26 protein-coding genes are annotated in these 26,738 nt (G+C 61.0%); 14 read left to right on the top strand and 12 right to left on the bottom strand.

Annotated features, from left to right (window positions below; genetic code table 11):
- Positions 1 to 89: 89 nt before the first annotated feature.
- Together J3P79_RS06645 and J3P79_RS06640 are read right to left on the bottom strand one after the other, a co-directional pair.
- The gene (locus J3P79_RS06645; RefSeq protein WP_039591791.1) at positions 90 to 719 is read right to left on the bottom strand and encodes an L-threonylcarbamoyladenylate synthase; all 630 of its coding nucleotides are present in this window, start codon (positions 717 to 719) and stop codon (positions 90 to 92) included.
- Positions 720 to 732: 13 nt separating this feature from the next.
- A complete protein-coding gene (locus tag J3P79_RS06640) occupies positions 733 to 1,596 on the bottom strand; it encodes a PHP domain-containing protein (RefSeq protein ID WP_434609141.1) in 864 nt (287 codons plus the stop codon).
- A gap of 87 nt (positions 1,597 to 1,683) precedes the next feature.
- Between J3P79_RS06640 and J3P79_RS06635 the strand changes: the two genes are divergently transcribed.
- From J3P79_RS06635 to J3P79_RS06585, 11 genes are all read left to right on the top strand, one after another.
- A complete protein-coding gene (locus J3P79_RS06635; RefSeq protein ID WP_434609139.1) occupies positions 1,684 to 2,280 on the top strand; it encodes a septation protein A in 597 nt (198 codons plus the stop codon).
- Position 2,281: 1 nt separating this feature from the next.
- On the top strand, positions 2,282 to 2,581 hold the full coding sequence (locus J3P79_RS06630; protein ID WP_434609136.1) for a YciI family protein: 300 nt from the start codon (positions 2,282 to 2,284) through the stop codon (positions 2,579 to 2,581).
- A gap of 115 nt (positions 2,582 to 2,696) precedes the next feature.
- Positions 2,697 to 3,107 carry a translation initiation factor 2 gene (locus tag J3P79_RS06625; RefSeq protein ID WP_434609134.1) on the top strand — a complete coding sequence of 137 codons (411 nt, stop codon included), beginning with the start codon at positions 2,697 to 2,699 and terminating at the stop codon, positions 3,105 to 3,107.
- 7 nt (positions 3,108 to 3,114) lie between these two features.
- Positions 3,115 to 3,792: a response regulator transcription factor gene (locus J3P79_RS06620; RefSeq protein WP_434609133.1), complete on the top strand. Its 678-nt coding sequence runs from the start codon at positions 3,115 to 3,117 to the stop codon at positions 3,790 to 3,792.
- Between the two features lie 170 nt (positions 3,793 to 3,962).
- The gene (locus tag J3P79_RS06615; protein ID WP_434609132.1) at positions 3,963 to 4,400 is read left to right on the top strand and encodes an LTXXQ domain protein; all 438 of its coding nucleotides are present in this window, start codon (positions 3,963 to 3,965) and stop codon (positions 4,398 to 4,400) included.
- Between the two features lie 68 nt (positions 4,401 to 4,468).
- Complete coding sequence (locus tag J3P79_RS06610) at positions 4,469 to 5,821, top strand: sensor histidine kinase (RefSeq protein WP_434609131.1); 1,353 nt, start codon at positions 4,469 to 4,471, stop codon at positions 5,819 to 5,821.
- A gap of 241 nt (positions 5,822 to 6,062) precedes the next feature.
- Positions 6,063 to 7,490: a di-heme oxidoredictase family protein gene (locus tag J3P79_RS06605; RefSeq protein ID WP_434609129.1), complete on the top strand. Its 1,428-nt coding sequence runs from the start codon at positions 6,063 to 6,065 to the stop codon at positions 7,488 to 7,490.
- A gap of 27 nt (positions 7,491 to 7,517) precedes the next feature.
- A complete protein-coding gene (locus tag J3P79_RS06600; RefSeq protein WP_434609127.1) occupies positions 7,518 to 8,582 on the top strand; it encodes an imelysin family protein in 1,065 nt (354 codons plus the stop codon).
- Between the two features lie 2 nt (positions 8,583 to 8,584).
- Entirely contained in the window at positions 8,585 to 9,682 is a 1,098-nt protein-coding gene (locus J3P79_RS06595; RefSeq protein WP_434609126.1) for a DUF1513 domain-containing protein, read from the top strand.
- Between the two features lie 155 nt (positions 9,683 to 9,837).
- The gene (locus J3P79_RS06590; protein WP_434609124.1) at positions 9,838 to 10,986 is read left to right on the top strand and encodes an efflux RND transporter periplasmic adaptor subunit; all 1,149 of its coding nucleotides are present in this window, start codon (positions 9,838 to 9,840) and stop codon (positions 10,984 to 10,986) included.
- 13 nt (positions 10,987 to 10,999) lie between these two features.
- Entirely contained in the window at positions 11,000 to 14,026 is a 3,027-nt protein-coding gene (locus tag J3P79_RS06585) for a multidrug efflux RND transporter permease subunit (protein ID WP_434609122.1), read from the top strand.
- 80 nt (positions 14,027 to 14,106) lie between these two features.
- Here J3P79_RS06585 and J3P79_RS06580 read toward each other — a convergent pair whose 3' ends face one another.
- The 5 genes from J3P79_RS06580 to colR all read right to left on the bottom strand — a co-directional run bounded on the left by J3P79_RS06580 (position 14,107) and on the right by colR (position 17,780).
- Positions 14,107 to 14,334: a hypothetical protein gene (locus J3P79_RS06580; RefSeq protein ID WP_434609120.1), complete on the bottom strand. Its 228-nt coding sequence runs from the start codon at positions 14,332 to 14,334 to the stop codon at positions 14,107 to 14,109.
- Positions 14,335 to 14,336: 2 nt separating this feature from the next.
- Positions 14,337 to 15,044: a lipopolysaccharide kinase InaA family protein gene (locus J3P79_RS06575; protein WP_434609118.1), complete on the bottom strand. Its 708-nt coding sequence runs from the start codon at positions 15,042 to 15,044 to the stop codon at positions 14,337 to 14,339.
- Between the two features lie 5 nt (positions 15,045 to 15,049).
- Positions 15,050 to 15,718, bottom strand: a complete 669-nt coding sequence (locus J3P79_RS06570) for a class I SAM-dependent methyltransferase (protein ID WP_434609116.1) — start codon at positions 15,716 to 15,718, stop codon at positions 15,050 to 15,052.
- Positions 15,719 to 15,808: 90 nt separating this feature from the next.
- The gene (locus J3P79_RS06565; RefSeq protein WP_434609114.1) at positions 15,809 to 17,107 is read right to left on the bottom strand and encodes a sensor histidine kinase; all 1,299 of its coding nucleotides are present in this window, start codon (positions 17,105 to 17,107) and stop codon (positions 15,809 to 15,811) included.
- Positions 17,097 to 17,780, bottom strand: coding sequence for a two-component system response regulator ColR (colR, locus tag J3P79_RS06560; RefSeq protein WP_039591775.1), 684 nt, complete (start codon positions 17,778 to 17,780; stop codon positions 17,097 to 17,099). The genes J3P79_RS06565 and colR overlap by 11 nt, the downstream gene beginning before the upstream one ends.
- Before the next feature lie 196 nt (positions 17,781 to 17,976).
- Here colR and J3P79_RS06555 point away from each other — a divergent pair, with 196 nt between their 5' ends.
- Entirely contained in the window at positions 17,977 to 18,720 is a 744-nt protein-coding gene (locus J3P79_RS06555; protein ID WP_434609113.1) for a phosphatase PAP2 family protein, read from the top strand.
- Positions 18,721 to 18,838: 118 nt separating this feature from the next.
- Here J3P79_RS06555 and groL read toward each other — a convergent pair whose 3' ends face one another.
- From groL to J3P79_RS06535, 4 genes are all read right to left on the bottom strand, one after another.
- Complete coding sequence (groL, locus tag J3P79_RS06550; protein WP_030142514.1) at positions 18,839 to 20,482, bottom strand: chaperonin GroEL; 1,644 nt, start codon at positions 20,480 to 20,482, stop codon at positions 18,839 to 18,841.
- A 50-nt stretch (positions 20,483 to 20,532) separates the two neighbouring features.
- Positions 20,533 to 20,826, bottom strand: coding sequence for a co-chaperone GroES (locus J3P79_RS06545; protein ID WP_039591772.1), 294 nt, complete (start codon positions 20,824 to 20,826; stop codon positions 20,533 to 20,535).
- A 244-nt stretch (positions 20,827 to 21,070) separates the two neighbouring features.
- Positions 21,071 to 21,547 (bottom strand): FxsA family protein, encoded by a 477-nt coding sequence (locus J3P79_RS06540; RefSeq protein ID WP_039591771.1) that lies wholly within the window; start codon positions 21,545 to 21,547, stop codon positions 21,071 to 21,073.
- A 66-nt stretch (positions 21,548 to 21,613) separates the two neighbouring features.
- A complete protein-coding gene (locus J3P79_RS06535; protein ID WP_434609110.1) occupies positions 21,614 to 22,345 on the bottom strand; it encodes a HugZ family protein in 732 nt (243 codons plus the stop codon).
- 167 nt (positions 22,346 to 22,512) lie between these two features.
- Between J3P79_RS06535 and J3P79_RS06530 the strand changes: the two genes are divergently transcribed.
- Entirely contained in the window at positions 22,513 to 23,271 is a 759-nt protein-coding gene (locus J3P79_RS06530) for an SDR family oxidoreductase (protein ID WP_434609109.1), read from the top strand.
- A gap of 62 nt (positions 23,272 to 23,333) precedes the next feature.
- Here the strand turns inward: J3P79_RS06530 and apbC are convergent, their stop codons facing one another.
- Positions 23,334 to 24,428 (bottom strand): iron-sulfur cluster carrier protein ApbC, encoded by a 1,095-nt coding sequence (apbC, locus tag J3P79_RS06525; protein ID WP_434609107.1) that lies wholly within the window; start codon positions 24,426 to 24,428, stop codon positions 23,334 to 23,336.
- A gap of 206 nt (positions 24,429 to 24,634) precedes the next feature.
- Between apbC and metG the strand changes: the two genes are divergently transcribed.
- The gene (gene metG / locus J3P79_RS06520; protein ID WP_434609106.1) at positions 24,635 to 26,680 is read left to right on the top strand and encodes a methionine--tRNA ligase; all 2,046 of its coding nucleotides are present in this window, start codon (positions 24,635 to 24,637) and stop codon (positions 26,678 to 26,680) included.
- Positions 26,681 to 26,738: the final 58 nt, after the last annotated feature.

Below are 26,738 nucleotides of genomic sequence, written 5' to 3'. Positions count from 1 at the left end.
GCCTGGCCATAGACCATAGCGAATGGCAGCTCCTGTTGTGCGCCGGCCTGACTGTCTACGCTGTCGACGGCAGTTTCCACAACGGACATTCAGGCCTCGACCATGAACGGCGTCGGGTCGCCGCAGCCGACGCGCACCACCTGCGGCTCGCCGTCGGCCAGGTTGATCACCGTGGACGCCTTCATGCCACCGGAACCGCCGTCGATGATCAGGTCGACCTGATGTTCCAATAGCTGGCGAATTTCATAGGGGTCGGTCAGCGGATCGGTCTCGCCGGGCATGATCAGCGTCACGCTCATCAGCGGTTCACCCAGCTCCGCCAGCAGCGCCAGGGCAATGGGGTGGCTCGGCACGCGCAGGCCGATGGTGCGTTTCTTTGGATGCAGCAGCAGCCGCGGGACTTCCCGCGTCGCATTGAGAATGAACGTGTACGGTCCCGGCAAGTGAGCCTTGAGCAGACGGAAAGTACCGGTGTCGATCTTGGCGAACAGCCCCAACTGCGAAAGATCGCTGCAGATGAGCGCGAAGTTGTGCTTGTCATCCAACTGACGCAGGCGTCTTACCCGCTCGACGGCATTCTTGTCGCCGATCTGGCAACCAATGGCGTAGGACGAATCCGTGGGGTAAACCACTACGCCACCGCTCCGGATGATTTCCACTGCCTGTTTGATCAGGCGCGCTTGCGGGTTTTCCGGATGAATCTGGAAAAATTGACTCACGTGTTCTACCTGTTCAGACGTCGGCGATAACGGGATCATGTTTGAATCTACACCATAGTGGTGGCAGATCTTCCGGCAACGGGCGGTATTCGCCAATCTCGGACCAGCCCCCCGGGCCATGGAAATCGCTGCCGGCACTCACCAACAGTCCAAACTCCCGGGCGAGGATCGCCAGGCTGCCGACCTGCTCGGCCGGCTGATGGCCATTGACCACTTCGATGGCATGGCCCCCTGCTTGAATATAGTCGGCTATCAGGCGGCGGCGTTTGCTGCGGGTGAAATCGTAGTGCCAGGGATGTGCCAGGCTGATCCAGGCGCCCGCGGCCCGCAGCGTGCCGACCGTTTCCTCGAGCGTCGGCCAGTGCTGCTTGACGTCCCCCAGCTTGCCGGCCCCCAACCATTTGCGGAAGGCTTCGGCGCGGTCTTTGACGAAGCCTTCGCGCACCATCCAGTCGGCAAAATGCGGACGGGCCGGCGCATTGCCGCTGTCGCCCAGCTCCTGCTGGATCTGCCGGGCCCCTTCCAGCGCGCCGGGCATGCCCTTGAGGGCAAGCTTGCGGCTGATTTCCTCGGAGCGCAGCCAACGGCCATCGCGCAACTCGGCGATGGCCTGGACCAGGGACGGTGCCGACACATCAAAACCGTAGCCCAGCACATGGATGGTCGCCCCGCCCCAGGTACAGGACAACTCGACCCCGTTGACCAGTTGCATGCCCAGCGCAGTCGCGGCGCTACGCGCCTCGTCGAGGCCTTCAAGCGTGTCGTGATCGGTCAGGGCCAGGACTCGCACGCCGTGCTCGAACGCCCGCGCCACCAGAACCGCAGGCGCAAGGGCGCCATCGGAGGCCGTGCTGTGGCAGTGCAAATCAACATTCACGAGACTTTGTTACCTCAAATCAGCTGGCCCTATCGCGGCCAAGGATGTTTGTTATTATGCCGCCACATCCTGCTCCTGGCTGCCACTGTGAAACAATTCATCGATTTCATCCCGCTCCTGCTGTTTTTCATCGTCTACAAGCTCGATCCCCGTACCGTCGACCTCGCCGGTCATTCCCTGACTGTAGGTGGCATCTACAGCGCCACCGCGGTATTGATCATCAGCTCCCTGGTGGTCTACGGCGCGCTGTTCATTTCCCAGCGCAAGCTGGAGAAAAGCCAGTGGCTGACCCTGATCGCCTGCCTTGTATTCGGCAGCCTGACGCTGGCGTTCCACAGCGAAACCTTCCTCAAATGGAAAGCCCCGGTGGTCAACTGGCTGTTCGCCCTGGCCTTCATCGGCAGCCATTTCATCGGTGATCGCCTGTTGATCAAGCGCATCATGGGCCATGCCATCAACCTGCCCGAGGTGATCTGGACCCGCTTGAACATCGCCTGGATCGCGTTTTTCCTGTTCTGCGGCGCCGCCAACCTGTTCGTTGCGTTCACGTTCCAGGAGTACTGGGTCGACTTCAAGGTCTTCGGCAGCCTGGGCATGACGTTGCTGTTCCTGATCGGCCAGGGTATCTACCTGTCCCGTCACCTGCACGATGCCGACCCCACCACGCCAAAAACCGAGGACTGACATGCTCTACGCGATCATTGCCACCGATGTTGCCAACTCCCTGGAAAAACGCCTGGCCGCCCGCCCCGAACACCTGGAACGCCTGCAACAGCTCAAGGCCGAAGGCCGCATCGTGCTGGCCGGCCCCCATCCGGCGGTGGACAGCAACGACCCAGGCGCTGCCGGCTTCACTGGCAGCCTGATCGTGGCCGAGTTCGACTCCCTGGCCGCCGCGCAAGCCTGGGCCAAGGCCGACCCGTTCGTGACAGCCGGCGTGTATGCCGATGTCGTGGTCAAGCCGTTCAAGCAAGTCCTGCCGTAACGCCCTCGACGCGGTGGGCCTTCCTGGCTCATCGCGTTCAATTGCTCATTGTTCTCGCCGGCCTGCCGACAACCTGTCTAATCTGCTTAATCTCGATTGGAATTCAGGAGTTGCAATGCGCAAAGGTCCGTTGTGCCTGTTGTTGGTCACGTTGGCGATCGGGGCGCCCGCCCATGGCGAGGAAAGCACCGAGGCCGCCCATTCGGCGCCGTTGTCCCTGAGCGCAGGCGGCCAGATCGCCGATTTGCAACAGCGCTTGAAAGACAGCGAGCGCATGCGCGAAGAACTGACCCAACAATTGCAGAATGCCAATGGCGAACGCGAGACTGCGCTGGTGGGACGGTTGCGCCAGGAAAACCAGCGCCTGAAGCTGCAGCTCAAGGAAGCCCAGTCCAGTCCCCTGCCCCGCCTGCTGACCGAACAGCAACAGTGGTTCGTCGTCGGCGCAGGGGTAGCGCTATTGGCCCTGCTCTGCGGTATCTTTGCCAGCGGTGGACGTAGACAACGTCGGCAATGGCTAAATTGAGTGAGTCATGAGCGAGCTGTTACTGATAGATGATGACCAGGAGCTGTGTGAGCTCCTCGGCAGTTGGCTGGGCCAGGAAGGTTTTCAGGTCCGCGCTTGCCACGATGGCCTGAGCGCCCGCAAGGCCCTGGCCGAAACCGCCCCGGCGGCGGTGGTGCTGGATGTGATGCTGCCCGACGGCAGCGGCCTGGAACTGCTCAAGCAGTTGCGTAACGAACATCCGGAGCTGCCGGTGCTGATGCTCTCGGCACGTGGCGAACCGCTGGACCGTATCCTCGGCCTGGAACTGGGCGCCGACGATTACCTGGCCAAGCCCTGCGACCCTCGGGAACTGACCGCCCGCCTGCGCGCCGTACTGCGGCGCAGCCATCCTGCGGCCGTGTCCAGCCAGATCGAACTGGGAGACCTGACCTTCAGCCCGGTCCGGGGCGTGGTTAGTATCGATGAACAGGAACAAACCCTCACCGTGTCCGAAAGCCGCCTGCTCGAAGCGCTGCTCAAGCAACCGGGCGAGCCGCTGGACAAACAGGAGCTGGCGCAGCTCGCCCTGGGCCGCAAGCTGACGCTGTACGACCGCAGCCTCGACATGCACGTGAGCAACCTGCGCAAGAAAATCGGCCCCCACGCCGACGGCCGTCCACGGATCGTGGCGCTGCGTAGCCGGGGCTATTACTACAGCCTTTGAGCAACACTGATCGCCACAACAAGCATCCTCGTCACATGGGGGGGCGGTTTGTAAGCACCTCGGCAAACCGTCTTTACCCAAGCTTTACCCACCCCTGACCGCCGCTGACCTTGATCTCCGTAATCTGCACACATCCGGAACTGACCGGGAATGAGACAAGGAGAGACACCATGCGCAAGACCCTTACCGCCCTGCTGTTCGCCGCTGCCCTGCCGACCGTCGCCATGGCCATGCCCGAAGGCCCAGGTCCGATGGGGCCGATGGACGGCCCGCGTCACGGCGGCCAGATGCACGATAAAGGCCCATACAGCCAACTGGACCTGAGCCGCGAGCAACGCCAGCAGATTCGCCAGATCATGGGCGAGCAGCGCCACGAGCAACGGGAACTGATCGACAAATACCTGGCCAAGCTGTCGCCGGCCGACCAGAAAGCCATGAAGGACGAGATGGAGGCTCGGCATCAGAAAGTCGACGCACAGATCCGCGGCCTGTTGAAACCTGAGCAGCAAAAGGAATTCGACGCGATTCAGAAAAAACAGGCCGAGCGTCGGGCCGAGTGGGCCGAATTCAAGGCCTGGAAAGCGCAACAACCGCAAAAAGCGCAATAATGAAATGAAATGCCCCAGCCCAACGGCACGCCGCCGTTGGGCTTTCTTTGTTTTTCGAGGATAACTCCGTGCGCTCATTGTTCTGGCGCGTCCTGGCCAGCTTCTGGTTGGCCATTGCTCTGGTGGCGGGACTTTCGATTCTCCTGGGCCACATGTTGAACCAGGACGCCTGGATCCTCAGCCGCCATCCGGGTCTCAACACCTTGGCCGAGGAGTGGACGCAGACTTACGAAAGCCTGGGCGAAGACGCAGCCCAAGACATCCTCAAACAGCGCAAGCGTCAGTACCACATTGACGTCCAGGTACTCAATGAAAGTGGCGATCCAGTGGTGCGCGGCACGTTCCCGCATCGTGCCGCGGCCTTCGAAGCGCGACAGAACAACGATGATCGACGCTTGCCCTGGCGGCGCCTGACCGACGAATTCACCAGTGCCAAGACCGGCGACTCGTACCTGTTCATCTACCGCATACCCCACCCCGAATTGGACGCCTGGCACCGCGGCAGCTTGCTTTGGCCCCTCAGTGCCCTGGCGATTGCCCTGGTAGTACTGACCTTGTTCAGCCTGTTGGTGACCCTCTCCATCACCCGGCCGCTGAGCCGCCTGCGGGGCGCGGTGCATGATTTGGGACAGGCGACCTATCAGCAGAACAGCCTCGCCAAACTGGCCAACCGCCGGGACGAGTTCGGCGTGCTGGCCACGGATTTCAACCGCATGGGCGCGCGCCTGCAAAGCCTGATTGCCAGCCAGCGCCAATTGCTGCGCGACGTCTCACACGAATTGCGCTCGCCCCTGGCCCGACTGCGCATCGCCCTGGCACTGGCAGAGCGGGCCAGCCCCGAAGAGCGTGAAAAGCTCTGGCCGAGGCTGACCCGCGAGTGCGATCGCCTGGAGGCGCTGATCAGTGAAATCCTGGTCCTGGCGCGGGTCGATGCCGACAACGCCAGCGCCGAAGAGGTCGATCTCAATGGCCTGCTGGTCAACCTGCAAAAAGACGCGCAGATGGCTTCGCCAGAACAGATCGTGCAACTGGAAGCGGAGCCGAACCTGATCCTCAAGGGCTGGCCGACCATGATCGAACGGGCCGTGGATAACCTGCTGCGCAATGCCCAGCGCTTCAGTCCGGACGGGCAGCCCGTCGAAATGCGCGCGGTGCGCCAGGGGGAGCGAATCCTGGTCAGTGTGCGCGATCACGGGCCAGGCGTGGAGGCCGAGCATCTGGGCCAATTGGGTGAACCTTTCTACCGCGCCCCCGGCCAGACCGCCGCCGGCCACGGCCTGGGCCTGGCCATCGCGCGCCGCGCCGCCGAACGCCATGGCGGTGCATTGGGACTGGCCAACCATCCTGAGGGCGGGTTCATTGCGACGCTGGAATTGCCGTTGGTGCCGGGGGCGGTAGTCCCCCCTACAGACCAACAGTAAATCCCGTGGCGAGGGAGCTTGCTCCCGCTCGGCTGCGCAGCAGTCGCAAACCGGTTGGCAGGATTTACCTGTTGCACCGCGGCGCCTGGTTTTGGGGCTGCTTCGCAACCCAGCGGGAGCAAGCTCCCTCGCCACAGGAAATCAAACGCCCCGATCAAACCAAACGATAATTCCTCTTATTCAAACCGCGTCGCCCTGTTAGACTTTGCGCCCGCGTTTCACTCGTCCCGCAGGATTCCCGATGTTGTCGTTGCCTCTTCGCTTATGTGCTCTGCTTCTGGCCCTGGGCCTGAGTGCCTGCGATGACGCCCCGCGCTTCACCCAGGCCGAACCCGGCGAAGCCAAGTCCGGCGGCGGCGCGACGGTACGCAAGGCCGATCAGAACGCGTTCTCCCTGCCTTCGGCCAACCTGACGCCGTCGCGGCGTTTGGATTTCAGCGTTGGCAACAGTTTCTTTCGCAGCCCGTGGGTGATTGCGCCGTCGACCACCACTGCCCGCGATGGCCTCGGACCGCTGTTCAATACCAACGCCTGCCAGAATTGCCATATCAAGGACGGGCGCGGCCACCCGCCAGCGCCAGATGCGAGCAGCGCCGTATCGATGCTGGTACGCCTGTCGATCCCCGATGCAGCGCCGTACGCCAAGGTCATCGAGCAACTCGGCGTCGTGCCGGAGCCGGTCTACGGCGGCCAGTTGCAAGACATGTCGGTTCCAGGCGTCGCGCCGGAAGGCAAGGTACGAGTCGACTACACCCCGGTGCCGGTACGTTTTGCCGACGGCACCGTGGTGGAACTGCGCAAGCCGACCTTGCGGATCAGCCAATTGGGTTATGGCCCGATGCACCCCGACACGCGCTTTTCGGCCCGCGTCGCCCCGCCGATGATCGGCCTGGGTCTGCTCGAGGCCATCCCCGACGACGCCATCCTGGCGAATGCGCAGGCTCAGGCGCAGGAGAAAAACGGCATTGCCGGCCGTCCGAACATGGTCTGGGACGATGTCCAACAAAAGACCGTGCCGGGGCGTTTCGGCTGGAAGGCCGGGCAGCCGAACCTCAATCAACAGAACGTCCATGCGTTTTCCGGCGACATGGGCCTGACCACCAGCCTGCGGCCGTTCGACGATTGCACCGAGGCCCAGGTCGATTGCAAGCGCGCACCCAACGGCAACGGCCCGCAGGGCGAGCCGGAAGTCAGCGATAACATTCTGCGCCTGGTGTTGTTCTACAGCCGCAACCTTGCGGTGCCGGCCCGCCGCGACGTGGACTCGCCCCAGGTGCTGGCGGGCAAGAATCTGTTTTTCCAGGCGGGCTGCCAGTCCTGCCACACCCCTAAATACACCACGTCTGCCAAGGCTGCCGAACCGGAGCTGGCAAACCAGGTCATCCGTCCCTACACCGACCTGTTGCTGCATGACATGGGCGAAGGCCTGGCTGACAACCGCAGCGAGTTCAAGGCCAGCGGTCGTGACTGGCGGACCCCGCCACTGTGGGGCATCGGCCTGACCGAAACCGTTAACGGCCATACCCAGTTCCTGCACGACGGTCGCGCCCGAAACCTGCTCGAAGCCGTGCTCTGGCATGGTGGCGAAGCCCAGGCGGCGCAGCGACAGGTTCTAGCATTCAACGCCGAGCAGCGCGCAGCGCTATTGGCCTTCCTGAATTCCCTTTAAACGTAATTTCCGAAACGGGAGCCCGACATGTTCCGTCCCAAGCTGTTGTTCACCAGCCTCGCTGCCATCGTCCTCGGTGCCTGCTCGCCCCAGGACCCGCAAGCGGTTACGTCGGCCGCCATCGCCAAGCAAGTGATCCTGCCGACCTACAGCCGCTGGGTCGAGGCCGACCGGCAATTGGCGAGCAGTGCCCTGGCGTTCTGCCAAGGCAAGGAAAACCTGGAAACCGCGCGCGCCGATTTCCTCAAGGCGCAAAAGGCCTGGGCCGAATTGCAGCCGCTGCTGATCGGCCCGCTGGCAGAAGGCAACCGTGCCTGGCAGGTGCAGTTCTGGCCCGACAAGAAAAACCTGGTCGGCCGCCAGGTCGAGCAATTGGTCAATAGCCAGCCGCAGATCGACGCCGCCGGCCTGGCCAAGTCCAGCGTGGTCGTGCAAGGGCTTTCGGCCTACGAATATCTGTTGTTCGACGCGAAAATCGACATGGCTGACAGCGCCCAGAAAGCCAAGTACTGCCCGCTGCTCATCGCCATCGGCGAACGCCAGAAGCAACTGGCCGAGGAGATCCTGTCGAGCTGGAACAGCAACGACGGCATGCTCGCCCAGATGAGCAAGTTTCCTAACCAGCGCTACGCCGATTCCCACGAAGCGATCGCCGATCTGCTGCGAGTCCAGGTCACCGCCCTGGACACCCTGAAGAAAAAGCTCGGCACGCCGATGGGCCGCCAGAGCAAGGGCGTGCCGCAACCGTTCCAAGCCGATGCCTGGCGCAGCCAGTCGTCACTGCAAGGGCTTGAAGCGAGCCTGAACGCCGCCAGGACCGTGTGGGTCGGCGTCGACAACAAGGGCCTGCGAGGCTTGCTGCCAAGCGACCAGAAACCATTGGCCGACAAGATCGACGCTGCCTACGACGCATCGCTGAAGTTGTTCGCCAGCAGCCAGCGCTCGCTGACCGAAATGCTCGGTGACGACGCCGGGCGCCAACAACTCAACGATTTGTACGACAGCCTCAACGTCGTCCATCGCCTGCATGAAGGCGAACTGGCCAAGGCGCTGGGCATTCAACTGGGCTTCAACGCCAACGACGGTGACTGATCATGTTTCGACGTCAGGCTCTGGCGCTCGGCAGTCTGCTGCTGGGCGCCGTCACCCTGGGCGGCTGGACGCTGTTCAAGCAAAAGGACAAGAGTCCGCTATTGCTTTCGGCACGAGACGATCGCGACGGCAATCACTATGCCGTCGGCTATCGACTGGACGGCACCCGGGTGTTCGCTACCCGGGTCAGTCAGCGCTGCCATGACATCATCAATCACCCGACGCTGCCGATCGCACTGTTCGTCGCCCGCCGTCCGGGCACCGAAAGCTATTTGGTCGACCTGCGCGACGGGACGCTGCTGCAGACCATCGCTTCGCTGCCGAACCGGCATTTCTACGGCCATGCGGTGATCCACAAGAGTGGCGAGTGGCTGTACACCACGGAGAACGACACCCGCGATCCGGGCCGCGGCTTGCTGGGCGTATACCGTTTCGAAGGCGAGCGGCTGGTGCACAACGGCGAGATCTCCACCCACGGCATTGGCCCCCATCAAGTGTCGTGGATGCCCGACGGTGAAACGCTCGTGGTGGCCAACGGCGGTATCCGCACCGAGGCCGAGAGCCGGGTCGAGATGAACCTCGACGCCATGGAACCGAGCCTGGTGCTGATGCAGCGCGATGGCACACTGTTGAGCAAGGAAACCCTCGCCCAGCAAATGAACAGCGTGCGCCATTTGGGTATCGCCAGCGACGGGACCATCGTCTCCGGCCAGCAATTCATGGGCGCGGCGCACGAGCCGTCGCAACTGCTGGCGATCAAGCGTCCGGGCCAACCGTTCCAGGCGTTCCCCGTGCCCGAACATCAATTACAAGCCATGGGGCATTACACTGCCAGCGTCGCCGTGCACAGCGAACTGCGCCTGGTGGCCCTGACGGCACCACGGGGCAACCGCTTTTTCATCTGGGACCTGGACAGCGGCGAGGTTCGCCTGGATGCGCCTTTGCCGGACTGCGCAGGAGTCGGCGCGGTGGCCGACGGTTTCGTCGTGACGTCGGGCCAAGGGCGTTGCCGCTACTACGATTGCCGGCAATCACAACTGGCTGCGAAACCGCTGGATCTGCCGGCGGGGCTCTGGGACAACCATTTGCATCTGGTCTGAGGGGAGAAGCGAAGCCCGTTGGTGCGGGGAGCTATGAAATTTCGGAAAAATCCCACGCACCACGGACCCGACAGCATCTGGAATACCCTGCGTACTCAGGGTAATGTGCCCGCCTATCTGTAGTTTCTCTCAGCTCTTTTCCAAGGAAGTGGAACATGCTGCGACGCCGCATGCTGATCATGTTGGGTGTTGTCCTGCTGGTGGTGCTGTTGCTGGCAGGCTACAAGGCCTTCTCCATCTACCAGCAGATCCAGATGTTTTCTGCCCCGAAACCGCCGGTCAGTGTTGCCGTGGCCAAGGCCACCGAGCAGCCCTGGCAGTCTCGCCTGCCCACCGTTGGCAGCCTCAAGGCCTCGCAAGGCGTTGACCTGAGCCTGGAAATTGCCGGGACGGTACAAAAGCTGCAGTTCGAATCGGGACAAAAGGTCAAGGCCGGCCAACCGCTCCTGCAACTGGACAGCGAAGTCGAAAGCGCCCTGCTGGAAACCGCCAAGGCCGACCTCGGCCTGTCACAGCTGGATTTCGGCCGGGGCAGACAACTGGTGGGCAGCCAGGCGATTTCCAAAGGTGAATTCGACCGGCTTGGGGCCCGATTGAAGAAAGACGAGGCCACGGTCAACCAGCTCAAGGCCGCGCTGGCAAAGAAACACATCGTCGCGCCGTTCAGCGGCACCATCGGCATTCGCCGGGTGGACGTCGGCGACTACCTCGCCAGCGGCACGGTGATCGCCACCCTGCAGGATCTCAGCAGCCTGTACGTCGATTTCTATGTCCCGGAACAGACGGTGCCTCGGCTAGCCGTTGCCCAACCGGTCAACGTCAGTGTTTCGGCCTACCCAGGCCAGACCTTCGTCGGCACCATCAGCGCCATCAACCCCAAGGTCGAGGACACCACCCGCAACGTGCTGGTGCGCGCCACCCTCGCCAACCCCGACGGCAAGCTGTTGCCGGGCATGTTCGCCAACCTTCAGGTGATCCTGCCAGACGTGGCTGCCGGGATCGTCGTCCCGGAAAGCGCCGTCACCTATACGCTCTACGGCAACTCCATGTACGTGGTCACCCAGAAGAAAACCTCCGACGGTAACGTCGAGAAAGACGACAAGGGCCAGCCGATCCTGATCGCCGAGCGACGCTTCGTCGAGACGGGTGAGCGTCGCGACGGGCAGGTCCTGGTGACGAAGGGCGTGCAAAGCGGCGAGGAAGTGGTGATAGCCGGCCAGATCAAGCTGGACAACGGCACGCACATCGCCATCAGCGACGACACGACCCTGACCGAACAGAACAGCACGCCTCGCGCGGACTGATCAAGGAACCCCCATGGCTTTTACCGATCCGTTCATCCGCCGCCCGGTGCTCGCCACTGTGGTCAGCCTGTTGATCGTGCTGCTGGGCTTCCAGGCCTGGAGCAAACTACCCCTGCGCCAGTACCCACAGATGGAAAACGCGCTGATCACGGTGACCACGGCCTATCCCGGCGCCAACGCCGAGACCATCCAGGGCTATATCACCCAGCCGATGCAGCAGAGCCTGGCCAGCGCCGAGGGTATCGACTACATGACCTCGGTCAGCCGGCAGAATTTCTCGGTGATCTCGGTCTATGCCCGCATCGGCTCCAACAGCGACCGGCTCTTCACCGAACTGCTGGCCAAGGCCAACGAAGTCAAGAACCAACTGCCCCAGGACGCCGAGGACCCGGTACTCAGCCGTGAGGCAGCCGATGCCTCGGCGCTGATGTACATCAGCTTCTTCAGCAAGGAACTGAACAACCCGCAGATCACCGACTACCTGTCGCGGGTGATCCAGCCCAAGCTGGCGACCCTGCCCGGCATGGCTGAAGCGGAGATCCTGGGCAACCAGGTCTTTGCCATGCGCCTGTGGCTGGACCCGGTCAAGCTCGCGGGCTTTGGCCTGACCGCCGCCGACGTGACCAATGCCGTGCGCCAGCAAAACTTCCTTTCCGCTGCCGGCGAAGTGAAAGGCGAGTACGTCGTCACCAGCATCAACGCCAACACCGAACTCAAGTCCGCCGAAGCCTTCGCCGCTATCCCGCTCAAGACCGACGGTGACAGCCGCGTGTTACTGCGGGACGTGGCGCGAGTGGAAATGGGCGCCGAAAACTACGACACCATCAGCTCCTTTGGTGGCACGCCCTCGGTGTACATCGGCATCAAGGCCACCCCCGGCGCCAACCCTCTGGATGTGATCAAGGAAGTGCGCAAGATCATGCCGGAGATGGAAGCCCAGCTTCCGACCAACCTCAAGGCCGAGATCGCCTACGACGCCACCCTCTTCATCCAGGCCTCCATCGATGAGGTGGTGAAGACACTGTTCGAGGCGGTCCTGATTGTCATCGTCGTGGTGTTCCTGTTCCTCGGCGCCTTGCGCTCGGTGCTCATCCCGGTCGTGACCATTCCACTGTCGATGATCGGCGTCATGTTCTTCATGCAGTTGATGGGCTATTCCATGAACCTGCTGACGCTGCTGGCCATGGTGCTGGCGATCGGTCTGGTGGTGGACGATGCGATCGTGGTGGTGGAAAACATCCATCGGCATATCGAGGAAGGCAAGACCCCGTTCGACGCCGCGATCGAAGGCGCCCGGGAAATCGCCATGCCGGTGGTCTCGATGACCATCACGCTGGCAGCGGTGTATGCGCCCATCGGTCTGCTCGAAGGCCTGACGGGGGCATTATTCAAGGAGTTCGCCCTGACCCTGGCTGGGGCGGTGGTGATATCCGGCATCGTCGCACTGACCCTGTCGCCGATGATGTGCGCGATGCTGCTGCGCCATGAGCAGAATCCCTCGGGGCTGGCCCATCGCCTGGACGTGATCTTCGAACGCCTGAAGACCCGTTACCAACGCATGCTCCACGGCACGCTCGAAACTCGGCCAGTCGTGCTGGTGTTCGCGGTGGTGGTCCTGCTGCTGATTCCTGTGCTGGTCATGTTCACCAAATCCGAACTGGCGCCAGACGAAGACCAGGGCATCATCTTCATGATGGCCAACGCGCCGAAGACAACCAACCTCGACTACCTGAACGCCTACACCGATCACTTCATCACGATCTTCAAGGAGTTCCCTGAGTACTATTCCTCCTTCCAGATCAACGGCTATAACGGTGTGCAGTCAGGCATCGGCGGTTTCCTGCTCAAGCCTTGGAACGAACGCAGCCGCACCCAGATGGAAATCCTGCCCGAAGTCCAGGCCAAACTGGAAAGCATCCCTGGGCTTCAGATCTTCGGCTTCAACCTGCCCTCGCTGCCGGGCACTGGCGAAGGCTTGCCCTTCGAATTCGTCATCAACTCGCCGAAGGACTACACGACGCTGTTGCAAATTGCCGAACGGGTAAAGAAACGCGCGCTGGAGTCGGGCAAGTTTGCGTTCATGGACATCGACCTCGCCTTCGACAAACCCGAGGTGGTCGTGGACATCGACCGCGCCAAGGCTGCCCAGATGGGCGTTTCGATGCAGGACCTGGGCGGAACCCTCGCCACGTTATTGGGTGAATCGGAGATCAACCGCTTCACCCTCGAGGGACGCAGCTACAAGGTCATTGCCCAGGTCGAACGACCGTTCCGGGACAATCCGGACTGGCTGAATAATTACTACGTCAAGAATGCCCAGGGCGAATCGCTCCCGCTTTCGACGTTGATCAAGGTCAGCGACCAGGCACGACCGCGGCAACTGAACCAGTTCCAGCAGCTCAACGCCGTAACGATTTCGGGTTTTCCCACGGTGAGCATGGGCGAGGCCATCGAGACCGTCCGACAGATTGCCCGCGAGGAAGCACCGGTGGGGTTCGCCTTCGATTACGCAGGGGCTTCGCGCCAGTTCGTGCAGGAAGGCAGCGCCTTGTGGGCGACCTTTGCCTTGGCCTTGGCGATTATCTTCCTGGTGCTGGCGGCGCAGTTCGAGAGTTTCCGGGATCCGCTGGTGATCCTGGTAACCGTGCCTTTATCGATTTGTGGTGCATTGATTCCGCTGTTCCTCGGTTGGTCGAGCATGAATATCTATACCCAGGTGGGGCTGGTGACGTTGATCGGCCTGATCAGCAAACACGGCATCTTGATCGTTGAGTTCGCCAACCAATTGCGCAAGGAACAAGGCCTGAGCCCGCGCGAAGCCGTGGAGCAAGCTGCGTCGATTCGTCTGCGGCCTGTGCTGATGACCACAGCGGCAATGGTGTTCGGCATGGTGCCGTTGATCCTGGCCACCGGTGCCGGGGCCGTGAGCCGCTTCGACATCGGTACGGTGATCGCGACGGGGATGTCGATTGGCACCCTGTTCACCTTGTTCGTATTGCCTTGCGTCTACACATTGCTGGCAAAACCGGACAAGCATTAAGACACGTTGCCGGTTGCGATGCTGGCTGGCGTGCAAAAACAAAGGCCTCGCAATTGCGAGGCCTTTGTTTTAATCGAAGCTCAACTCTGAGGTTTCATCCCCTGGGACAGGCCAAACATGAACAACAACAGATCGTTGTCCGGTCGGATCGCCTCGCTGGCCTTGGCAACTCGAGGCACCGGACAATGAGCGCCAACTGCGGAGGCACTGAGAATCTGCGAGCGCGGCTGTTCCCATACCGCCACCGCCATTGACGCAACTGCCAGGGCTCCGACCAAAAACAAACCTCTAGCAATTTCTAGTTTCATCGCTACAAACCTTTGATAGCGCTGCCAAACGCCGCTGTATAAAAGTAGACGAGTTTTTCCCAGTCATCCTCATGGAACGACGAATGGCGCCGTAGCTGCCTCATGTCATGGGAGGCGGCGCTGCGGGCAGTCAAACGTTGACGGCTTTTTTCCAGGTCCAGCAATGCCACCTCGGCCTTGATCGACTCGCCCTCCGCTGTCACGCGAACGAATACATGCTTGATATAGAGACAACCATGCTGCCAACGCGCCTTGTGCATGCGGGCCAGGTCTTCTGCCAACGCCTGGAGGACACAGTCATGCACGGCCTCGCCATGGCGTTCGCGGCCGCCTGCTGCATACCAATGGTCGATTTGCTCGAAGCCATCCAGTGCATGGGTAACCAGCAGTGCGCGCCACTTATGTACCGGATCCCTCTGCGCTCCGCAGAAAACGATTCGCGGTACCGTGATGTTAAGTTCCGTCAACGCCGCCAGCGCTTGTTCTTCGCGCAACACAGTGGGACGGCCAAATGGGTATAGCAGGCTACGGTAGATGTGGCCGGTCTGGCGTTTGAAATAAAGCAATCCACCGTCGCTATGGATCCGCTGCACACCGCTTTCACCGCCCCGCCGCGTGTTGGCTGGCTCCACCCATTCACCGCACAGACTCCAGAAATGCTCAAAGCAACCACGAGAAGCCATTGGGGCTTCCGTTGCCAATACCACCATGCCCGTTACCCCTTGCGTAAGACATAAACTCGCCACATGGCATACAGCGGTAGGAAATCCAGGCGTTCCTGGACACGAAAGCCAGCCTGTCGAAATTCACTCTCAACTGTAGCGACTGGTAACACAAATCGATTTTGGTAGTCTTTTTGCCCACGAGTGCGCTCAAGACGCTTGCGTTTCCAAGCCTTGAAATTCCCATCAACCCACAATGAAACGATCACACTGTCGCGGCTGACACGCCCGAATTCGCGGAGCATCGCCAGCCGGTGCGCGGGCTCACCAATGTGGTGCAACAAGCGCATGCAAAAAATGCTGTCGACGGCGTTATCAGGCAAGGCAATGTCGAATGCAGATGTGTGCAAAAGCTGTACCCGATTTACGACATCGGCGGATTGGAAGTTCATCGCCGCTTGCAGCATGGCTTCGGAATTATCCGCGCCAATGATGACCCGATTCGATTTTTCGGCAAGCAACGACCAGAACCGCCCGGCGCCGCAGGGAAGGTCCAACACCAAGCCAGGATCACCGGCCAACGCCAGGGCGCGGCGGGCCAGTTGACGGTCGCGACGGTTTGAGAGGCGGCGGCTCAAGCCGCTGCGGTGTTTATGGAGATATTGCCTGGCGTGCTGTTCGTCATACTTTGCGGAAAAATTCAGCTCGATGGCCTTGGACATGGGGGCTCTCCGTTATAGATAGGACCCCACCCTATGAACAGCTATGTCATCGCTTTGTGAAAAACCCGTCACCGAACCGAACAAGTCATTTCAAGATTTTCCGAAGCGCCTTTCACCTCTTGGACTCAGCTCCACCTCGAAACGGCAACCGTTCGGCTCCATCGTGCTGAGGCTCACTGTCCAACCCTGGTCCTCACAGATTCGTTGAACCAGCGAGAGACCCAGTCCCAAGCCCTCGCCACGCTTTTCATTGCCGCGCACGAACGGCTCGAACATCGCCTCGCGCTTCTCTTCGGGAATGCCCACGCCGCTGTCCTCGACCACAAATCCAGTGGCCGTCAGGGAGACGCGGATAAACCCCTGGTCGGTGTAATGCAAGGCGTTGCGCAGCAGGTTGCCCATGACGGCCGTCAGGAACGTGGCGTTGTATTGCGTATCAGCGGGTTGTCCTGGTTCGAAGATCAAGCTCAGCCCTTTTGACTCGATCGGCGCGCGCCAGACACCCAGCAGGTTGTCCGCGACCTGTCCAAGGGTCGACCGAGGGGAGATTGCATTGTCCTCGCGCTGGGCGCGGGCAAGCATGAGGAAGGTTTGCACCAATTCGCGCATTTCTTCACTGGCGCGGTTGATGCGTTCAACCTGGGTACGACCCCGCGGGTCGAGCGCCGGGTTCTCCAGCAGCAATTCGCAGGAAGTAGCCAGCACCATCAGTGGCGTACGCAGCTCATGGCTGACGTCACTGGTGAACAACCGCTCACGGGTCAAGGCTTGGCGCAGTCGCCCCAACGTAGCATCGAACGCCACGGCGAGTTCGCCCACTTCGTCGGCGGCATAGTCCGGAGCGAGCGGAGGAGCAAGTCCGAGGAGCTGGTCGCGATGCCGAACCTGGCGAGCCAGGCGCACGACCGGCGCCATCACCCTGCGTGCCAGCACCCAACCGAGGAATACCGCCAGCGCCAGACTGAGCACGAAGCCCACCAGCACCACGGCGAACAGTACCCGCTCGCGCTCTTCGAAATCGCTCTGGTCCTGGAGCAATACGTAATGCCGACCGTCGACGATTTCCACCATGGCGTGATAGGACAGTTGTTCGCGAAACACTTCGTGAAAACCACGATCCAGATGGCGCAGGTCCTTCGGCAAATCGAAGTCACCTGGGCCGCCGCTGAAATAGAACAACTGGTCGGGTTCGGGCCGATGGCTCCAGTCGGAAACGTTGTCCATCAGCAACAGGCGTTGCAGGTCTCCGCCAAGCCCGGCGGAAATCAACTTTTCTTCAACCAGGTGAACGGTTGCCACGATGCCCAAGGCAAACGCGCCTGCCACCAACGCGCTCATTAACGCGAACGCGATGATGATCCGTTGGGCAAGGCTCTGCTTAAACTCCATCCCGGCCCTCGGCCAAGCGGTAACCGACGCCGTGCACCGTGTGCAGCAACGGTTTCTCGAACGGTTTGTCGATCACCTGGCGCAGTTGGTGGACGTGGCTGCGCAAGCTGTCGCTGTCCGGGCAGTCATCGCCCCACAAGGCTTCTTCGAGAATTTCGCGACGCAATACATGGGGGCTTTTCTGCATCAGTACCGCCAGCAACTTGAGACCTACAGGGTTGAGCTTGAGCAAGCGGCCTTCGCGAGTCACTTCCAACGTGTCGAGGTCGTAGCTCAGATCGCCAACCTGCAAGGCCCGCCGCCCTCCGCCCTGGGCGCGACGCATGACCGCTTCGATCCGTGCCGCCAGCTCGGACAACGCAAAAGGCTTGACCAGGTAATCGTCGGCCCCGGACTTGAAGCCCTGCAGGCGATCGTCCAGTTGGTCGCGCGCGGTGAGCATGATCACCGGCGTATCGCGCCGGGCGTCTTCGCGCAACCGCTTGCACAAGGTGTAGCCATCGATGCCCGGCAGCATGATATCGAGCACGATCAGGTCGTAATGTTCGGTGGCGGCCAGGTGCAACCCCGACAAACCGTCCTGGGCACAATCGACGGTATAGCCCTTGAGCCCCAGGTAATCGGCCAGGTTGGCCAGAATGTCGCGGTTGTCTTCGACCAATAGAATTCGCATGGACATCTCTCCTGCACACGTAGGCATTCGTCGTGGCCCGCGCAGCTTAAGGCCAAGCGTGCTTCACGGCTAGGGTTGTCGCGACCCGAGAAAGGCATTGACGAGTTTTTCACCCGGCATTCACGCCCGCCCAACGTGACGCGGACCAGACTGCGCGCAACCTGCTGCTCAAGAACATTCACGAAAGGTATTGTCCATGGCTTACGCCCCCCTTCGCCTTGCTTCCAGGCCATTGAATTTCAGGATCGCCCTGGGGTTGCCCGCTGTTGTCGCGCTAGTGCTGGTGGTGCTGGAACTGACTACGTTGGACATGGACCTGGCCAAGCTTTTCTACAGCGCCACCGAGGGTGGATTCATTGGACGGCACAGTTTTTTTCTCGAAGATATCCTGCACGATCGGGCCAAGCAGATGGTCATTCTGTTCTCCCTCATGGCAGTCGCGGGATTCATCGCATCGTTTTTTATCGAACGGCTCTCACCATTCAAGCGAGAGCTGGGTTGCCTCGTCCTGTCGCTGGCCCTGGCGACTGCCTTTGTCACGCCGTTAAAAGCGGTTACCGCAGTGCAATGCCCTTGGAGCCTGAAGGAGTTTGGCGGCAAGGAAACCTACAGTGAATTGCTGAGCGCGCGTCCGGCCACTGACAAGCCTGGCCGTTGCTGGCCCGGCGGCCACGCCGCCACCGGTTTCACACTGTTCGCGTTGTTCTTCGTGCTGCGGGATCGCCGCCCGCGCCTGGCCCGTCATTCCCTGGTCTTCGCCTTCACCCTGGGCACGGTGTTCTCCGTGGGGCGGATGATGCAAGGGGCACATTTCTTTTCCCACAACGTATGGACGGCGGTGTTCTGTTGGTTGATCTGCCTGGGGTGTTACTACTTCGTGCTGTACCGACCGGCCCTGGGAGATGAGCAGGCGACCAGAACCGAGCCCGTCAACGCCTGACGGAGCAATCCGGTGGGAGCGAGTTTGCTCCCAGTTGGTGCCGACCATGAACCCAAGGCAATAAAAAACCCCGCCGGCTTTCGCCAGCGGGGTTTTTCGCTACAGGGGTAAGGCTGGCTTACATCATGCCGCCCATGCCACCCATGCCGCCCATGTCTGGCATGCCGCCGCCAGCTGGAGCGTCTTCCTTGATTTCAGCGATCATCGCCTCGGTGGTGATCATCAGGCTGGCAATCGACGAAGCCGCTTGCAGAGCCGAACGAGTCACTTTGGCTGGGTCCAGGATACCCATTTCGATCATGTCGCCGTATTCGCCGGTAGCAGCGTTGTAACCGTAGTTACCCGAACCCTGCTTGACCTTGTCGACCACTACGCTTGGCTCGTCGCCGGAGTTGGCAACGATCTGGCGCAGCGGAGCTTCAACAGCGCGACGCAGCAACTGGATACCAACGTTCTGGTCGTCGTTGTCGCCTTTCAGCTCGCTGATGGCTTGCAAGGCACGAACCAGTGCCACGCCGCCGCCAGGTACCACGCCTTCTTCGACGGCTGCGCGGGTGGCGTGCAGGGCGTCTTCAACGCGGGCTTTCTTCTCTTTCATTTCAACTTCGGAGCCGGCGCCAACCTTGATCACAGCAACACCGCCGGACAGCTTGGCCAGGCGCTCTTGCAGTTTTTCACGGTCGTAGTCGGACGAAGTCTCGGCCACTTGTGCGCGGATCTGGGTCACACGAGCCTGGATATCAGCGTCGTTGCCAGCACCGTCGATCACGGTGGTGTTTTCCTTGGACAGGATCACGCGCTTGGCGTTACCCAGGTGCTCCAGGGTGGTGCTTTCCAGGCTCAGGCCGATCTCTTCGGAGATAACGGTACCGCCGGTCAATACGGCGATGTCCTGCAGCATGGCCTTGCGACGGTCGCCGAAGCCTGGTGCCTTGACGGCAGCAACCTTGACGATGCCACGCATGTTGTTCACGACCAGGGTCGCCAGGGCTTCGCCTTCGACGTCTTCAGCCACGATCAGCAGTGGGCGACCGGCTTTGGCAACGGCTTCCAGCACTGGCAGCATTTCGCGGATGTTGGAGATCTTCTTGTCGACCAGCAGGATCAGCGGGCTGTCCAGCTCGGCAACCATGGTGTCTGGCTTGTTGACGAAGTACGGGGACAGGTAGCCACGGTCGAACTGCATACCTTCTACAACCGACAGTTCGTTTTCCAGGCCCGAGCCTTCTTCAACGGTGATCACGCCTTCCTTGCCGACTTTTTCCATGGCTTCGGCAATGATGTCGCCGATGGAGTTGTCGGAGTTGGCGGAGATGGTACCGACCTGGGCGATCGCCTTGGAGTCAGCGCATGGCTTGGCCAGGCCCTTGAGTTCCTTGACGATGGCGATGGTCGCCTTGTCGATGCCGCGCTTGAGGTCCATCGGGTTCATGCCGGCAGCGACGGCCTTCAGGCCTTCGTTGACGATCGACTGAGCCAGTACGGTCGCGGTGGTGGTACCGTCGCCGGCGTCATCGTTGGCACGGGAGGCAACGTCCTTGACCAGCTGCGCGCCCATGTTTTCGAAGCGATCTTTCAGCTCGATTTCCTTGGCTACGGAAACGCCGTCCTTGGTGATGGTCGGAGCGCCGAAGCTCTTCTCGATGATCACGTTACGGCCTTTCGGGCCCAGGGTCGCTTTTACTGCGTCAGCCAGGACGTTGACACCGGCGAGCATTTTCTTGCGGGCGGAATCGCCGAATTTAACTTCTTTAGCAGCCATGATCGATATTCCTTAAATACTTTGTAGTAGCGGGAAAATGAGCGGAAAAATCAGCCTTCGAGAACGGCGAGGATTTCGTTCTCGCTCATTACCAACAGGTCTTCGCCGTCGACTTTCACAGTGTTGCTGCCGGAGTAAGGGCCGAACACAACCTTGTCACCCACTTTCACGGCCGGCGCACGTACTTCACCGTTTTCCAGGGCCTTGCCTGGACCTACAGCGAGAACTTCACCGTGGTTGGCTTTTTCGGCAGCCGAACCTGGCAGGACGATACCGCCAGCGGTTTTCTTCTCTTCTTCGCTGCGACGGATGACGACGCGGTCATGCAGAGGACGAAGCTTCATTGTCGATCTCTCCTAATTTTGGTTTTCATCGGCCGGTGTAGTCCCGGCGGGTTTAACAAAAGCCGGCTGAGCCGGGGTGCGGTTCGTCAAGCGAACCGCGGAAGTCTGTCCAGTGTCGCCACCGGAAACCTTGCGGTGACCCATACATATGGGCGTGCAAGAGGATTACAAGGGCCGGGGTTAGAAATTTTTTGCTTGTCGCCGCCAAAACGAACACGGCGCCCGAAGGCGCCGTGGCGAGGGGTTACTTGGAGTCCCGGTGTTCGAACTCGCCTTCGATCACGTTAGGCTCGCGGCCCACTGGCTCACGCGGAGCCGGTCCGCCACGGGGTTGAAGATCATCGGCGAACGCTCGTTGGCGCATCGCCTGCTCTTCGGCGCGCTGGCGCATCTTGTTGGCGAGCAACCGACGGGTAAACGGCAACAGCATGACCAGGCCCAGCACGTCGCTGATGAAACCTGGCAGGATCAACAGGCCACCACCCAAGGCCAGCATCAGGCCTTCGAGCATGGTCTGGGCAGGCAGCTCGCCACGGCTCAGGCTTTCACGGGCACGCAGCGCCGTGGCGAGACCGGCGATACGCAGCACGAAGACACCGAGCATCGAGCCGAGAATGACCAGCAACAGCGCCGGGAAAAACCCGATCGCACCGCTGACCTTGACGAATACGAACAGCTCCAACACCGGGAACAGCAGAAAGAGCAACAAAAAAGGGCGCATCAAAGGGTTCCTCTACGCAAGAATGCCTTGCTATGAAACCTTAAATGACGTCGCCCTTTCGTGAATTCAAGCATCGACCTCGGCATTTTTTGGCCATTGCTGGGCGTGAGCCAGATAAACCAAGGCTTCGCGCACTTGTGTCGGCGTGTTGCAGGGGTTTGGAAACGCCAACCAATGCAGCCCCTGCCCGATGCGCAAGTGCATGCCTTCGCTGTCGATGCCGACCAGTTGCGCCGGTTCATCGTTCGGCAGGCCGCTCAATTCCACGTAATGGGCGATAGCCTTGGCGTGGTCGGCATTCATGTGCTCGATCATGCTGGCTTCGGCCCTGCCGGCGAAAGGATTGGCCAAGGTGATCTGGTCAATCCAGTGAATCGCGCCAAACCCACCAATGTAGCGATGGCGTACCGGGTCGAGTGTCCAGAAGTCGAAGTCATGGGCCTTGTGGTAATTCTGTGACTCGGGAAAATAGCGGTAATAACGCTCTGCGGCGGCATCGATGGCGGCGCTGTCTTCGAGTTTGCGCGCCTCTGCCAGATAGGTCAGACGCCCTACCGCCTGCACATCCTCGGCGCCACGTTCGCCTACCAGCATCGAGCATTTGGGATCTTTCTGCAGATTATGAGTGTGCTGGGCGATACGGCTGATCAGAATCAGCGGCCGGCCTTGTTCATCCAGGCAATAGGGCACCACGGAGCCGAACGGAAAGCCGGGCATGGATTTGGAATGGGTCGAGAGCATTCCGCGGTATTCCTTGAGCAGCAGTTCCCGGGCATGCTTGGCAGCTTCAACGCTCAATTTATGACTCCTTTAATAAAATTCGTCTAGAAAACGGTCAAGCGAGTGGGGTAATGTTCCGTCACATCTGCGGGACTGTTTTCGTGTGCAGCCGGGCTACATTTGCCGCGAATCGAGAGTTTCTCTTTAAAATTCCCCCTCCACCGCTGCGCCCTCTGGACATGAGAATGCAACTCACTGACAAAGTAATCATTATCACCGGCGGTTGCCAGGGCCTGGGTCGCTCCATGGCCGAGTATTTCGCCGACAAGGGCGCCAAGCTAGCGCTGGTCGACCTCAATCAGGAAAAACTCGACCAGGCGGTTGCCGCTTGCGCAGCCAAGGGCGTCGAGGCCCGCGCCTATTTGTGCAACGTTGCCAATGAAGAGCAAGTGGTCGACATGGTCGCCCGGGTCGCTGATGACTTCGGCGCGATCCACGGGCTGATCAATAACGCCGGCATCCTGCGTGACGGCCTGTTGCTCAAGGTCAAGGACGGCGAAATGACCAAGATGAGCCTCGCCCAGTGGCAGGCTGTAATCGACGTCAATCTCACCGGTGTGTTCCTGTGCACCCGTGAAGTGGCGGCGAAAATGGTCGAGCTGAAGAACAGCGGTGCGATCATCAATATCTCGTCGATCTCGCGCGCGGGCAACATCGGCCAGACCAACTATTCGGCCGCCAAGGCCGGCGTGGCCGCTGCTACCGTGACCTGGGCCAAGGAACTGGCGCGCTACGGTATCCGCGTGGCGGGCATCGCACCGGGCTTCATCGAAACCGAAATGACCTTGGGCATGAAACCGGAAGCCTTGGAAAGAATGACCTCGGTGATCCCGCTCAAGCGCATGGGCAAGCCCGAGGAGATCGCGCATTCAGCCGCCTATATCTTCGAGAACGACTACTACACCGGTCGGATCCTGGAGATGGATGGAGGGATGCGGATCTAAATTCAACGCAAATAAAATGTGGGAGCAGGCTTGCTCCCACAATGGATCGTGTTACAGCCTGTTCAATCGTCGCTGACAGTGATGTTCGGCATCACCGGCGACGCAGCTTCCTGCAGCACGATCCGCGCGCCAACGTGGCGCGCCAGCTCCTGGTAGACCATGGCGATCTGGCTGTCCGGTTCGGCGATGACGGTTGGCTTGCCGCCGTCGGCCTGCTCGCGGATCACCATCGACAACGGTAGCGAAGCCAGCAACTCGACCCCGTACTGGGTAGCCAGCTTCTCTCCTCCGCCTTCACCGAACAGATGCTCGGCATGCCCGCAGTTGGAGCAGATGTGCACGGCCATGTTCTCCACCACGCCCAGCACCGGGATGTTGACCTTGCGGAACATTTCCACGCCCTTGCGCGCGTCCAGCAAGGCCAGGTCCTGAGGCGTGGTGACGATCACCGCGCCGGCCACCGGGACTTTCTGCGCCAGGGTCAGCTGGATATCGCCGGTGCCCGGCGGCATGTCGATCACCAGGTAATCCAGGTCACCCCAGGCGGTTTGCGTGACCAGTTGCAGCAAGGCCCCGGACACCATCGGCCCGCGCCAGACCATGGGTGTGTTGTCGTCGGTCAGGAACGCCATGGACATCACTTCCACGCCGTGCGACTGGATCGGCACGAACCACTTCTGGTCCTTGATCTGCGGTCGAGTGCCCTCGGCGATGCCAAACATGATGCCCTGGCTCGGACCGTAGATGTCCGCGTCGAGAATCCCGACCTTGGCCCCTTCACGGGCCAGGGCCAGGGCCAGGTTGGCGGCGGTGGTGGACTTGCCCACGCCGCCCTTGCCCGAGGCCACCGCGATCACGTTCTTGACGTTAGCCAGCCCTGGCACTTGGGCCTGGGCCTTGTGGGCGGCGATTACGCTTTTGATTTCGACCTTGGCGGCTGTCACGCCGTCCAGTCCTTCTATCGCCATTTGCAGCATCTGTGCCCAGCCGCTCTTGAACAGGTCGGCGGCATAGCCGATTTCCAGCTGGACGTTGACACGATCACCCTGGATGTCGATGGCACGCACGCATCCGGCGCTGACCGGGTCCTGATTCAGGTAGGGGTCGGTGTACTGGCAAAGGACGGCTTCCACCGCTGCGCGATTGACGGCGCTCATGGGCAACTCCGATAGCAAGACTTGAAAAACAGGCGGCTATCCTACGCCGTGCATGCTTTTGTGGCGACCTGATTACGCGCCGACCGCACTGCTTTCATGGCTGTGCCGTTCCCGGACGATGTATTCCGAAACAACCCTGAAAGGTGAAAAAAAGCCGCCGGCGCTTTATAGTGGCCGACCTCCGTTTCATCAAGTAGCCGAGCCCCATGTCCGAGCCACGCAAGATCCTCGTCACCAGCGCCCTGCCCTATGCCAATGGTTCGATTCACCTCGGCCATATGCTGGAATACATCCAGACCGATATGTGGACGCGCTTCCAGAAACATCGCGGCAACCAATGCATTTATGTCTGCGCCGACGACGCCCACGGTTCGGCCATCATGTTGCGCGCGGAAAAAGAAGGCATCACCCCGGAACAACTGATCGCCAATGTCCAGGCTGAACACAGCGCCGACTTTGCCGAGTTCCTGGTGGACTTCGACAACTTCCACTCCACTCACGCCGAAGAAAACCGTGAGCTGTCGAGCCAGATCTACCTGAAGCTGCGTGATGCCGGGCATATTTCCACCCGTTCTGTTACCCAGTATTTCGACCCGGAAAAGAAAATGTTCCTGGCCGACCGCTTCATCAAGGGCACCTGCCCGAAATGCGGTACCGAGGACCAGTACGGCGACAACTGCGAGAAATGCGGCGCCACCTACGCACCGACCGACCTGAAAGACCCGAAGTCGGCGATTTCCGGTGCCACGCCGGTGCTCAGGGACTCCCAGCACTTCTTCTTCAAGCTGCCGGATTTCCAGCAGATGCTGCAGGCCTGGACCCGCAGCGGCACGTTGCAGGACGCGGTCGCCAACAAGCTCGCCGAGTGGCTCGATTCCGGCCTGCAGGAATGGGACATTTCCCGCGATGCGCCGTACTTCGGCTTCGAGATTCCCGGCGAACCCGGCAAATATTTCTACGTGTGGCTGGACGCGCCGATCGGCTACATGGCGAGTTTCAAGAACCTTTGCGACCGCACGCCGGAGCTGGACTTCGATGCGTTCTGGGGCAAGGATTCCACCGCCGAGGTGTACCACTTCATCGGCAAGGACATCGTCAACTTCCACGCGCTGTTCTGGCCGGCCATGCTCGAAGGTGCCGGCTTCCGTAAACCGACAGGCATCAACGTCCACGGCTACCTGACCGTCAACGGCCAGAAAATGTCCAAGTCCCGCGGCACGTTCATCAAGGCGCGGACCTACCTGGACCACCTGTCGCCGGAATACCTGCGCTACTACTACGCGGCCAAGCTCGGCCGTGGCGTCGACGACCTGGACCTGAACCTCGAAGACTTCGTGCAGAAGGTCAACTCCGACCTGGTGGGCAAGGTCGTCAACATTGCCAGCCGTTGCGCCGGTTTCATCCACAAGGGCAACGCGGGCGTGCTGGTGGCCGGTAACGCCGCGCCGGAACTGACCGACGCCTTCCTCGCCGCCGCGCCAAGCATCGCCGATGCCTACGAGAACCGCGACTTCGCCCGTGCCATGCGCGAAATCATGGCCCTGGCCGACCGCGCCAATGCCTGGATTGCCGACAAGGCGCCGTGGTCGCTGGCCAAGCAGGAAGGCAAGCAGGACGAAGTCCAGGCCATCTGCGCCCTGGGTATCAACCTGTTCCGCCAGTTGGTGATCTTCCTCAAGCCGGTGCTGCCGCTGTTGGCCGCTGACGCGGAGGCGTTCCTCAACGTCGCGCCGCTGACCTGGAACGACCACCAGACCCTGCTGAGCAACCATCAGCTGAACGAGTTCAAGCCGTTGATGACCCGCATCGATTCCGCAAAGGTACAGGCCATGATCGACGCGTCCAAGGAAGACCTGGCCGCCAGCCAGACCGACACCGGCGCCCCCGCCGGTAACGGCGAACTGGCCAAGGACCCGCTGTCGCCGGAGATCGATTTCGATGCCTTCGCCGCCGTTGACCTGCGCGTGGCGCTGATCGTCAAGGCAGAGGCCGTGGAAGGTGCCGACAAGTTGTTGCGCCTGACCCTGGACATCGGCGACGAGCAACGCAACGTGTTCTCCGGTATCAAGAGCGCCTACCCGGACCCGGCCAAGCTTGAAGGCAGGCTGACGATGATGATCGCCAACCTCAAGCCACGCAAAATGCGTTTCGGTATTTCCGAGGGCATGGTGATGGCGGCGGGCCCTGGTGGTGAAGAAATCTACCTGTTGAGCCCGGACAGCGGCGCCAAGCCGGGCCAGCGGATCAAGTAACACGACTGCACGCGGCACCGATCCCACAGTCGCTATCGAGCGACTGTGGGATTTTTCT

Origin of the sequence: Pseudomonas sp. R1-7 (assembly GCF_051132105.1) — a bacterium.
Classification (GTDB): Bacteria; Pseudomonadota; Gammaproteobacteria; order Pseudomonadales; family Pseudomonadaceae; genus Aquipseudomonas.
Note: the sequence above shows the minus strand (reverse complement) of the source record. Positions and strands in the feature narration are given on the sequence as shown.